Raw genomic sequence first — 10,311 nt, 5'->3', positions numbered from 1 at the left:
AAACGCGCATGGAGGGGACGCAAGACCCGCCGTCCGTCAGGATGGAAGGCAGACCCCCGCGAAGTGCGAACCAAGCAGCCGGGCGACCGGCGTCAGACTTGGAGCGGACGGCCGCAAGACCGTCCTGCAAACTAGAACAAACTAGCTTGCAACGGTGACTGTTCTCCGACCCGACGGCGATAGACTGGACGGCGACAGCATCCACCATCACCAGGAGGGAACCATGCCCGTCATTCACACCCATGTCTCCGTGAAGACCACCAAGGAGCAGCGCGAGGCGCTCAAGGCCGCCTATGGCAAGGCGATCACCGCCGTGCCCGGCAAGTCCGAAGGCTGGCTCATGTGCCCGTTCGAGGACGATATGCCGATCTACTTCGGCGGCTCCGACGACCAGCCGGCCGCCTACGTCGAGGTGAACGTGTTCGGCCGCGGCGCCATCCCCGGCTCCGCGTGGGAGAAGCTCACCCGGCAGATCATGGCCGCGCTCGACAGCGAGCTCGGCATCCCCCAGGACCGCACGTACATCCGCTACACCGCCACCTCCGACTGGGGCTGGAACGGCGGCAACTTCTAGGCCCTGACACCCAGAGGATAGAGCGAAACCCCGCCACGAAGGCGGGGTTTCGCTCTATCATGCGACGATTGCGACGATTGCGACGCTCAGACGATCTTCGGCATCGGGGTGGTGAGGCTGGTGGTCAGGTTCACGTGGACCAGTCCGGCGCCGGCGTGCACCTCGACCTTCTTCAGCGTGACGGTGCGCTCGTCCTCGGGGGCGCGGTCGTTGTCGGTCATCGTCGCCGGGGACTTGACCGCGACCAGCGCGAGGTCGGCGAGGGAGAAGCCGGCGGACTCGCACAGCTTCACGGCCTCGTCGCGGGAGGCGAGGAAGCCGTCCTTGAACTTGACACGGTCGGCCGGAACGCCGTACGCGTGCTCGGCGACCCACTTCACGTTCTCGATGACGGACATGCCCTTGTGGCTGTGCGGGCGGGCCGGCATCGAACCGTTGACGATCACGTCGACGAACGCGTCGAGCTGCGGGGCGAGCGCCTCGCCGCCGTCGCGGTACAGGTTGCCGATGATCGGATCGCGGAACTCGAGCTTCGCGGCGGTCTCCTTGAGGGCCGGGATCTGGTCGTCCTCGCCGTCCCACAGGTTGATGAGCGGGAAGGTGGGGATGTCGAGGCCTTCGAGACGGTTCACGTGGAACGGGTAGCGCCACGCGAGGTCCGGGTCGTCGCGCCACGTGGAGGCGCGGGTCACGACGATCGCGGCGGACGGCCACTGCGCGTCGAACTCGCGGCAGGCGATGTCGAGCCACTTCTGCGCGCCCGCGTCGGTGCCGTAGCCGGCCTCGACGATGACGACGTCGTGCAGCGCGCACGCCATCTCGACGGAGACGAGCGTCGGGATGCCGATGGACACGTTGGCGAACGGGCCGCCGTGCACGTACACCGGGGAGCCGTTGACGGTCTCGGTCTTCGCGGGCTTGACCGCGTCGGCGAGGATGCCGGTGATGCGCCACAGGTCGATGAACTCGCCGAAGGTGACGGCCTTGCCGTCCTTCGTGCCGGCGATCATCTTCGCGACGCGCTGGCCGATCTCGTCCATCGAACGGGACAGCACGACGATCTGCATGAGCTCGCAGGTCGGGGTGAGCACGACCTTCTCCTTGACATCGCCCTTGCCGTAGTCGACGGCGATGGAGCGCAGGGAGCGGGACGGCACTTCGGAGACGCGCGGCACGAGGATCGTGTCGAGCTTGCCCTCGTCGACGGCCTTCTCGGCGAAGGAGACGAGCAGGTTCTGGGCCGCCTCGATGGCGCCCATCTCGCCGCACAGACCCCAGTCGATGAGCTCCGGGTGGGTCAGGGAGGCCTTGCCGCCGCCGGACGCGCCGCCCTTGGAACCGGCGGCGGTGATGCCCATGCTCGGCTGGCGCAGCACGGCGGCCGCGTCGATGCCGCGCTCGTTGAGCGCGTCGATGAGGGCGATGGTCGTGGTGGTCTTGCCTTCGCCGCGCGATGCCTTGAGCGGGGTGTCCGCGGTGACGAGCACGACCTTGCCGTGCTTGCGCGGGGCATCCGGGTTCTTCTTCAGGTAGTCGAGGTATCCGAACGCGTCGATCTTCTCGACCAGGCCGTACTGGCTGGTGAAGTCTGCGATGGTGGTCATATGGGAAATGCCTTTCTTTTCGCTGTATGCACCATTCATGCACATGTGTAGCACATTGTTGTTGCCTCCCGCTGACGGACGAGGCGGCTTAGAAGTCGGACATGTGGAAGCCGTTCTTCATCGCCATGGACCGCGTGTACAGCACGGAGTCGAGCAGCGCGTCGGTCTCGGCCTTCAGCTGGTCGGCCATGGTCTGGTTGGCGGCGGCCAGGATCGCACGCACCTCGTCGTCGCGCACGGCGTCGACGATCTCGTCCGGCTCCATCGGCTGCACGTCGCCGTCCACGTTGTCCGCCTCGAACTCCTCCTCGGCGGCGGATTCCGCGGCGGCCTCCGCGTCCGTGAGACCGAGTCGCGCGACCTGCTCGTCGGTCGCGGCGACGAGGCGGTGGCCGGCGGCAAGCGTCTTCTGCTGGTAGCGTTCGACGGCGTTCGCGGTGTCGGCGAACGCGCCGTCGCACAGGGCGGCGATCACGCGGTTCGCCCAGTAGAAGTTCTCGGTGGTCACGCGCGTCGTCGTGTCGGCGAGGTAGGCGGGCGTGGAGTCCACGTTCGGATAGAACGGGACGAGCGTGTTGAACGGGTTGGAGCCATACGCCATCCACTGGATCGCGCGGTTCGCCTGCGGACGGTACGGGCGGATCTGCAGGACGGCGAGCTGGCTCTGACGGTTGATGCCGATCGTGCGGTACATGTGGCGCGTGCGCTCGTCGCCGAGCTTGCCGTACGGATCGTACGGGGTGCCCTGGTAGTGGCCGGACAGCACGTACTTGACGTCCTCGATCGTGATCTTGCGTTCCGGCTGGCGCGCCCACGGGATGTCGTTGTTCTCCGGGCCGTGGTCGGCGTCGGCACCGTCCCACACCTCGTCGTACGGGTTGAGGAAGCGCTGCATCCACCAGGCGCGCGGCGTGTTGTACACGTGGTCGGAGTCGGAGTGGGAGCCGAACGCGTCGCGCGGGTTGAACGGGGACGTGTTCTCCACGGCGAGGTCGAGGTGGTTCGTCTCGATGAACTCGGCGAGGTCGGCGGAGCACATGTGGTCCTCCTGGTCGCCGAGCGCGTCGTCCAGGTCGAACTCGTCGATGCCGAGCTGGTTCGGCATCGTCACGTACGCCTCGTCGGGCACGCGCTTGGCGATCCAATGGTGGCCGCCGACGGTCTCCATCCACCAGATCTCGTTCGCGTCGGAGAACGCGGTGCCGTTCATCTCGTACGTGCCGTACTCTTCGAGCAGCGCGCCGAGACGCGCGACGCCCTCGCGCGCGGTCCTCACGTACGGCAGGACGATGGTGAGGAAGTCCTCCTCGCCGATGCCGCCGGGGATCTCCGGCTCGTAGCCGTCCTCGCCTTCCGCGCCGCGCGCCGGGACGAGCTCGACGAACGGGTCGGCGCCGAGCACGCGCTCGTTCGTGGTGAGCGTCTCGGTGGCGCTCATCGCGACGTTCGCCTCGTTGACGCCCGCCTCGCCCCAGATGCCCTCCTTGCGGTCCGCGTTCGGCACGTGCGTGTACTGCAGCGGATCGTCCGGCAGGTCGATCTCGACGTGCGAGATGACGGACTTGTAGCGGCGCGGCTGGTCCTCGGGCTTGACGACGAGGAACTGCTTCGGGCAGAACTCGCCGTTCGCGGAATCCTCGTTGCGGGCGATGATGGTCGAGCCGTCGTAGCTCGCGTCCTTGCCTACCAGAATCGTGGTGCAGGCCATGGGTGTGTGGTGTCCTTTCTTTATGTTCTTCGTTGTTCCGCTCCCGCGGATGGGAGCCGTCGCGCGCCGCACTCCCCTCGCTCCCGCTGGCGGGAGCAGTCATGCAAAGCGCAACCGAGTCCCCTCGCTCCCGCTGGCGGGAGCTGGCGCGCGCAGCGCGACTGAGGGTGGCTGTTCGGGGGTACCCACTCGCGGCGGTCTCTCCCCCACCCGGCTCCGCCGGGAGCCCCCTCGCCAGAGGGGGCCGACAGCGGAAGGCTCAGGCCTTGCCGGTGAGGAAGATGCCGGCCTGGTCGGGGGTCTCGCCGCATTCGCGCAGCTTGTGCAGCAGCTCGTTCATCCAGAAGCCCTGATTCAGGCCGGGCAGCGGCTCCTTGGTGGCGTAGACGTGCAGATAGTAGTCGTGGTCCTGGTCCGGCGGCTGCGGACCGTTGTACCGCATGGTCACGGCCGGGTCGTTCTCGCGGCCCACGAACTTGGAGGCTGACGAGTTGCGCCCCTGCACTGCCTCGGGGATCATCGCGGCCATCTGACGGGAGAAGTCCGGCGGGATGGCGAGCGCGTGCGCATCGTTGAAGTCGAACATGAGCGCGTCGATGGGCAGGTTCGCGACGGTCCAGTGAATCCATTCGAAGCCGCACACGGGAATCGAGTCGGGATCGGTGAGCGTCCAATGCAGGTACTGGGCGTCCGGGGCGACCTCGTCGATGTAGAAGGGGAAGGAGATGACGGGCACGCCGCCCGTGCGGTATTCGGGCGCCGCCGCCTTGGCGAAATCGTCCGGAACCACGGTGAAATCAGCTGAAATCTTCATGCCCCCAGTGTATCGCGCGGAAGATCGCGTATCGGCGCCGAATACACGCCGAATACGGAAAAGGCCCGGCCCGGGCCGATGAGGAGTGCTCATTCCCATCGGCCCGGGCCGGGCGACAAAGGTGACCCGGCGAAGGGGTCCGGATCACGTATTCATGCATCATGGCCGACGGCGCACCTGCGGAGCACGGCGACGGGCCACGAACGCGTCACGCTCAGGCGTGCGCGGGAACCCTGGGATCAGTCGCCCCAGGCCGGCTTGTAGAAGTCGCCGTTGAGGGCGGCCTCGGCCTTGGCCTTGGCTTCCTCGAAGGTGACTTCGGCCAGCTGGGCGCGCACGTCGTCCAGCGCCACCGGGGTCATCGACAGGGAGTTCACGCCGATGCCGGTGAGCACGACTGCCAGATCCGGGTCGGCCGCGGCCTCGCCGCACACGCCGACCGGCATGCCGTGGGCGTTGCCTGCGTCGGCGATCAGCTTGATCGCACGCAGCACCGCCGGGTGCCATGCGGTCTGGTAGTTGGAGACGGAGCCGAGGATACGGTCGGCCGCCATCGTGTACTGGGTCAGATCGTTGGTGCCGATGGAGACGAAGTCCGCGACCTCGGCGACCTTGTCGGCCATGAGGGCGATGGACGGCACCTCGGCCATCACGCCGACCTTCTTCAGGCCGAAGCTCTTGCCGAGCTTGACGAAGTAGGCGGCCTCATGCTCGTCGGCGACCATCGGAGCCATGACCCACAGGTCGGCGTCGGTCTGGGCGTCGGCGGCGGCGAGCGCCTTGAGCTGGCCTTCGAGAACCTCCTTGTGCACGCGCAGGGTGCGCAGACCGCGCAGGCCGAGAGCCGGGTTCGGCTCGTCCTCCGGGGTGAGGAACGGCAGCGGCTTGTCGGCGCCGGCGTCGAGCATGCGGATGACGACCTTCTTGCCCGGGAACTGGGCGAGCAGCTCGGTGTACGCCTTGGTCTGCTCCTCGACGCTCGGCGGCTCGGCGTTGCCGATGAACAGGAACTCGGAGCGGAACAGGCCCACGCCTTCCGCGCCGTACTCGAGGGCGGTCTTACCGTCGGCCGGCTTGCCGAGGTTGGCGAGCAGCGGCACGTGGTGGCCGTCCTTGGTGCCGCCGGCCTGGCCGCGCAGCTCCTTGGCACGGGCGGCCTTGGCCTTGGCGTGCTCGGCCTCCTCGATCTCGACCTCGGTCGGCTCGGTGACGACCTCGCCCTTGGCGGCGTTCACGATCACGGTGTCGCCGGTCTTGAGATCCTCGGCTCCGGCGGCGGAGACGACGGCGACGATGCCGCGGGCGCGCGCCAGAATCGCGGTGTGCGAGGTCGGGCCACCCTGCGAGGTGACGATGGCGAGCGTCTTGTTGAGATCCAGGCTGGAGGTGTCGGCGGGAGAGAGATCCTCGGCGACGAGCACGAACGGTTCGTCGGATTCCGGCACGCCCGGGGCGGGCACGCCGCGCAGCTCGGCGATGACGCGCTGGCCGACGTCGTGCAGGTCGGCGGCGCGCTCGGCCTGGTAGCCGCCGATCATCCTGAACATCTCCTCGACCTGGGCGAAGCCTTCGAGCACGGCGCGCTCACCGGTCTTGCCGCCGTTGACGAGGTTCTGAATGGAGGTGGCCAGCGACGGGTCGGAGGCGAACATGGCGATGGCCTCGAGGATCGGAGCGGCCTTCTTGGCGCCTTCATCGCCGTTCTTGGCCTCTTCGGCACGGTGGTTCAGCTCGGCGTTGACGGTGGCCAGAGCCTTGGTGACGCGCTCGTTCTCGACGACGGCGCTGATCGACGCATCGCGGCGCACATCGGCCGGCTCCTCCAGCGGCGGGGCCATGCGAATGACCTTGCCCACTGCGACGCCACGTCCGATTCCGCTTCCGGTGATAACCATGTTGAGCACTCCTTTATGACTGTCGTTTCACAGCCGGCATACCTGCGGCTCGTTCCGCAGCAACCACCCGCCGTTTCTGCACTCCAGCGGGTAATCCATTTACCGACGCATGACAGTATACACAGAAAACCCGTTGAAGCAACACGGGTAATCGTTTTCTGCGTGTCGTAGAAAAACGTGCTATAGTGCTTACCAGCGCAAGCCAGTGACTGACATGCGTGAAGGAAAACCAAAGACCAAAGGAGTGCTCCCATGGCAACCGTCACCCGTTCCACCGTCATCAACGACCCCGTCGGCATCCACGCCCGTCCGGCCGCCGAGTTCGCGCAGGCCGTCACCGCTTCCGGCCACACGGTCACCATCGCCAAGGGCGACGGCGCCGCCGTTCCGGCCGGCTCCATCCTGTCCGTCATGGGTCTGGGCGTCAAGCAGGGCGACACCGTCACCCTGACCGTCGAAGGCGACAACGCCGAGGCCGTGGCCGACTCCCTGGTCGAGACCCTGACGAAGGCCGAGTAAGACCGGCGATACAGACTTCGGCCTTCGCAGGCGCATTGCGGAAGCCGATCATCTATTGCAAGACGAACTCGCCGTCCGCGCGGTATCATGCTGTGCTGGGCGGCGTTTTTGTTTCTCCGCACACGCGTGCGCCACCGCACCGTCGGACGGCGCAACGGCACGCACGTCATGCGCAACGCACACATAACAGGAAAGGGCACAGCACCATGGCCAACCGGGCGGCGAAATCCCCCAGTTCCATCCTCGAGGTCGCCACGCTGGCGAACGTCTCGACGGCGACGGTGTCCCGCGTGCTCTCCGGCCGCCGCACCAAGGACGACGACATCGCACAGCGCGTACGCAAGGCGGCCGCCGAACTCAACTATTCCGTGAACTATGCGGCCAGTGCTCTGAGGAGCGACGTGACGAACACGATCGGCCTGGTCATCCCCTCCGCGACCGACGCCTTCAGCGCCGGACTGCTCGACGCGCTCGAACCGGTCGTCGACTCGGACAGCCGTCAGCTCCTGCTCGGCATCGGCGCGAGCGAGGCTACGCAGGCGGACCGCATCGAGGCGCTCTGCTCACGCAAGGTGGACGGCCTGATCGCCGTCACTTCCGCCGGCAACGATCTGTCGCGCGTGTTCGACCGCTATGCGGACACGATTCCGATCGTGCAGGTGGGCGGGCATCAGCGCTCGTTCCGCACGAACATGGTCTCCATCGACGAGAATACGGCGATGGAGTCGATCATCCGCCACCTCGCCTCGCAGGGCGTCGCGTCGGTCGCCTACCTCGCCGGCAAGGAGGTCTCGTTCGAGTCGGCGGAACTGTTCACCATGTTCCACACGCAGGTGCGCGCCGCCGGCCTCCACACCGTCAGCGCGTGGAACCGGTTCGGTGATTCGACGGTGCAGCGCGGCTTCGACTGCACAATCCGTCTGTTCGGCGAATACGGGCACCCGGACGCGATCGTCTGCGCCGACGACACGATCGCGTTCGGCGTGATGATGGCCCTGCACGCGCTCGGCATGAGCGTGCCGGAGGACATCAAGGTGGTCGGCTACAACGACTCCCCCATCGCCGCCGCCACCCTGCCGACGATGACCTCGGTGCGCCCGCCCTACGACCGCATCGTCGCCGAGTCGCTGCGGCTCATCGAGGCGGGCACCGGCCATCCGAGCCACGTCGCGCTGCCGCCGCAGCTCATCGTCCGCGTCTCCAGCACGAAACGCTGATCCCCTGCCGGCCGCTCCCCTCAGGGGATCAGCGCGCAGAACAGAGCCTCGAAGACGAGCGTCGGATTGCCGTTGCCCATGAGCCGCTTGCGGGCGCGCGCGACCTCGTCGAGCCGCGCCAACGCCGCCTCGCGGGAGAGCCGCGCCGCAAGCTCGGTGATCGCCGCCCGGTTCTCCAGGTTGATGAGCCCGACCGCGTCCTCCGCATCGTTCTGCAGCACGGTGATGTCGCGGTAGACGGACGCGACCGAGTTGAGCGCGCGGTCGAGCACGTCGCGGCTGCGACGCGTCGCCCGCCGCTTCAACTCGTCCTTCTTCGCGATCGCGTTGTACGCGCCACGCAGCTTCGGCGGAATACGGTCGTCGGCACCGAGGCCGTTGACGCGGCGGAAGTCGGCTTCGGCGCGCGCCGCCTGCCCGGCGACATCCACTTCGGCCTGTGCCTTCGCATTGTCGATGAGGCGCCCCGCGAGCAGCACCGCGTCGGACGCCTTCGTGAGTTCCAGCACGCCGACGACGAGCTCGTCGCGGTCGGTCATCACGCGCTCGTCGGTCGCGTACAGTTTCGCGATGCCGATATGCCCCTCCGCGAGTCGCGCCGCACGCCGCGCGAGATGCGCGTCGGCGCCGACGCTCGACTCGAGATAGGCGGCGACGGCCGCGGGCTGCGGCACGGCGAGATTCACGATGCGCGTGCGCGAGCGAATCGTGGGCAGCACATCCTGCGCGCTCGGCGCGCACAACAGCCAGATGCAATGCTCGGCCGGTTCCTCGATCTCCTTGAGCAGCACGTTCGTCGTGCGTTCGAGCATGCGGTCGACGTCCTCGATGATGATGATGCGCCACGGCGCGGTGCTCGGCATCTGCTCGGACACGCCGATCAGCTCGCGCACCTCGTCGATGCCGATCGTCACCTTGTTCGTGGCAAGTACGCTCACGTCCGGGTGCGTGCCGGCGAGCACCTGCTTCGTGACCTTCGTCGGTTCGTCATCCAGACCGTGGTCCGGGCTTTCGAGCGCGGCGGCGAAGGCACGCGCGAGATTCGAACGGCCCGATCCGGGAGGCCCACAGATCAGCCATGACTGCGCGATCTGCTTGGGATCGCCGGCGGCGATCGCCTTCAGCTGCTCGACGATGGGCTTCTGCCCGATGATCGGATCCCATACGCTCATCGCGCGTCACCATCCTCACCGGCCGGCGCACCGGCCAGCACGTCGATGTCGCGCGCGATGCACGACCACACCGCGTCGATCGACTGCGACGCGTCGATGACGCGGAACCGGTCGGGTTCGGCGGCGGCGAGCTTCAGGAACGCCTCGCGCGTGCGACGCTGGAAACCGTCTCCGGCGGATTCCATGCGATCCTCGGCGTGGGTGAGGCGCGCATGCGACAGCGCGGGATCCATGTCGAGCAGATACGTGCGGTCGGGTAGCAGACCGCCGGTCGCCCACATGCTCAAGGAACGGATCTCGTCGGCGGTGAGCTCGCGGCCGCCCGCCTGATAGGCGAGGGAGGAGTCGAGATAGCGGTCGGTGATGACCACGGCGCCGCGGTCGAGCGCGGGACGGATGATCTCGGCGACGTGCTGCGCGCGATCGGCGGCGAAGAGAAGCGCCTCGGCGCGCGGGGCGATGTCGGCGGGGGCGGGACCACCCCCAGTCGGCTCACGCCGACAGCCCCCGCCAGCGGGGGCGGAGATGGAGGCGGGACTCTCACCAGAGGAGGCGGGGGCGGAGACGGGGGTTCCCTCACCAGCGGAGGCGGGGGCGGAGACGGAGGCGGTGCCGTGGAGGAGCAGGCGGCGGATGGCCTGGCCGAGCGGGGTACCGCCGGGCTCCCGGGTGACGACGACCTCGCGGCCCGCGGCCTCCAACGCCGCGCGCAGCCGTTCGACCTGCGTGGTCTTGCCGACGCCGTCGACGCCTTCAAAGGAAATAAACAATCCGACCATAGCTATTTACCATAACCGCTGGCGCGGAT

General features: G+C 67.6%; 9 protein-coding genes. 3 read left to right on the top strand and 6 right to left on the bottom strand.

Annotation, left to right across the window (positions count from 1 at the left end):
- Positions 1-223 precede the first annotated feature (223 nt).
- Positions 224-574 carry a phenylpyruvate tautomerase MIF-related protein gene (locus AC1AYR_RS06660; RefSeq protein ID WP_476512032.1) on the top strand — a complete coding sequence of 117 codons (351 nt, stop codon included), beginning with the start codon at positions 224-226 and terminating at the stop codon, positions 572-574.
- Positions 575-660: 86 nt separating this feature from the next.
- Here the strand turns inward: AC1AYR_RS06660 and AC1AYR_RS06655 are convergent, their stop codons facing one another.
- The 4 genes from AC1AYR_RS06655 to ptsP form a co-directional block, all read right to left on the bottom strand.
- On the bottom strand, positions 661-2,178 hold the full coding sequence (locus AC1AYR_RS06655) for a formate--tetrahydrofolate ligase (protein WP_476512031.1): 1,518 nt from the start codon (positions 2,176-2,178) through the stop codon (positions 661-663).
- Positions 2,179-2,266: 88 nt separating this feature from the next.
- Positions 2,267-3,886: a C69 family dipeptidase gene (locus AC1AYR_RS06650; RefSeq protein WP_476512030.1), complete on the bottom strand. Its 1,620-nt coding sequence runs from the start codon at positions 3,884-3,886 to the stop codon at positions 2,267-2,269.
- A gap of 259 nt (positions 3,887-4,145) precedes the next feature.
- On the bottom strand, positions 4,146-4,700 hold the full coding sequence (locus AC1AYR_RS06645) for a YbhB/YbcL family Raf kinase inhibitor-like protein (RefSeq protein ID WP_476512029.1): 555 nt from the start codon (positions 4,698-4,700) through the stop codon (positions 4,146-4,148).
- Positions 4,701-4,939: 239 nt separating this feature from the next.
- A complete protein-coding gene (gene ptsP, locus AC1AYR_RS06640) occupies positions 4,940-6,595 on the bottom strand; it encodes a phosphoenolpyruvate--protein phosphotransferase (RefSeq protein ID WP_476512028.1) in 1,656 nt (551 codons plus the stop codon).
- A 252-nt stretch (positions 6,596-6,847) separates the two neighbouring features.
- On the opposite strand from ptsP, the gene AC1AYR_RS06635 reads away from it, so the two are divergent.
- Together AC1AYR_RS06635 and AC1AYR_RS06630 are read left to right on the top strand one after the other, a co-directional pair.
- Positions 6,848-7,114, top strand: a complete 267-nt coding sequence (locus tag AC1AYR_RS06635) for an HPr family phosphocarrier protein (RefSeq protein WP_476512027.1) — start codon at positions 6,848-6,850, stop codon at positions 7,112-7,114.
- Positions 7,115-7,320: 206 nt separating this feature from the next.
- Positions 7,321-8,331: a LacI family DNA-binding transcriptional regulator gene (locus tag AC1AYR_RS06630; RefSeq protein WP_476512026.1), complete on the top strand. Its 1,011-nt coding sequence runs from the start codon at positions 7,321-7,323 to the stop codon at positions 8,329-8,331.
- Positions 8,332-8,351: 20 nt separating this feature from the next.
- Here the strand turns inward: AC1AYR_RS06630 and AC1AYR_RS06625 are convergent, their stop codons facing one another.
- Together AC1AYR_RS06625 and tmk are read right to left on the bottom strand one after the other, a co-directional pair.
- Positions 8,352-9,503, bottom strand: coding sequence for a DNA polymerase III subunit delta' (locus tag AC1AYR_RS06625; RefSeq protein ID WP_476512025.1), 1,152 nt, complete (start codon positions 9,501-9,503; stop codon positions 8,352-8,354).
- A complete protein-coding gene (gene tmk / locus AC1AYR_RS06620) occupies positions 9,500-10,282 on the bottom strand; it encodes a dTMP kinase (RefSeq protein ID WP_476512024.1) in 783 nt (260 codons plus the stop codon). The genes AC1AYR_RS06625 and tmk overlap by 4 nt, the downstream gene beginning before the upstream one ends.
- Positions 10,283-10,311 lie beyond the last annotated feature (29 nt).

It is taken from the genome of Bifidobacterium sp. LH_417, from assembly GCF_056357035.1.
Note: the sequence above shows the minus strand (reverse complement) of the source record. Positions and strands in the feature narration are given on the sequence as shown.

Bases quoted from the DNA above. Each gene is read 5' to 3' on its own strand.
- tmk (WP_476512024.1), bottom strand. From the start codon at position 10,282: ATGGTCGGATTGTTTATTTCCTTTGAAGGCGTCGACGGCGTCGGCAAG.
- AC1AYR_RS06660 (WP_476512032.1), top strand. From the start codon at position 224: ATGCCCGTCATTCACACCCATGTCTCCGTGAAGACCACCAAGGAGCAG.
- AC1AYR_RS06645 (WP_476512029.1), bottom strand. From the start codon at position 4,700: ATGAAGATTTCAGCTGATTTCACCGTGGTTCCGGACGATTTCGCCAAG.
- AC1AYR_RS06630 (WP_476512026.1), top strand. From the start codon at position 7,321: ATGGCCAACCGGGCGGCGAAATCCCCCAGTTCCATCCTCGAGGTCGCC.
- AC1AYR_RS06655 (WP_476512031.1), bottom strand. From the start codon at position 2,178: ATGACCACCATCGCAGACTTCACCAGCCAGTACGGCCTGGTCGAGAAG.
- AC1AYR_RS06625 (WP_476512025.1), bottom strand. From the start codon at position 9,503: ATGAGCGTATGGGATCCGATCATCGGGCAGAAGCCCATCGTCGAGCAG.
- AC1AYR_RS06635 (WP_476512027.1), top strand. From the start codon at position 6,848: ATGGCAACCGTCACCCGTTCCACCGTCATCAACGACCCCGTCGGCATC.
- ptsP (WP_476512028.1), bottom strand. From the start codon at position 6,595: ATGGTTATCACCGGAAGCGGAATCGGACGTGGCGTCGCAGTGGGCAAG.
- AC1AYR_RS06650 (WP_476512030.1), bottom strand. From the start codon at position 3,886: ATGGCCTGCACCACGATTCTGGTAGGCAAGGACGCGAGCTACGACGGC.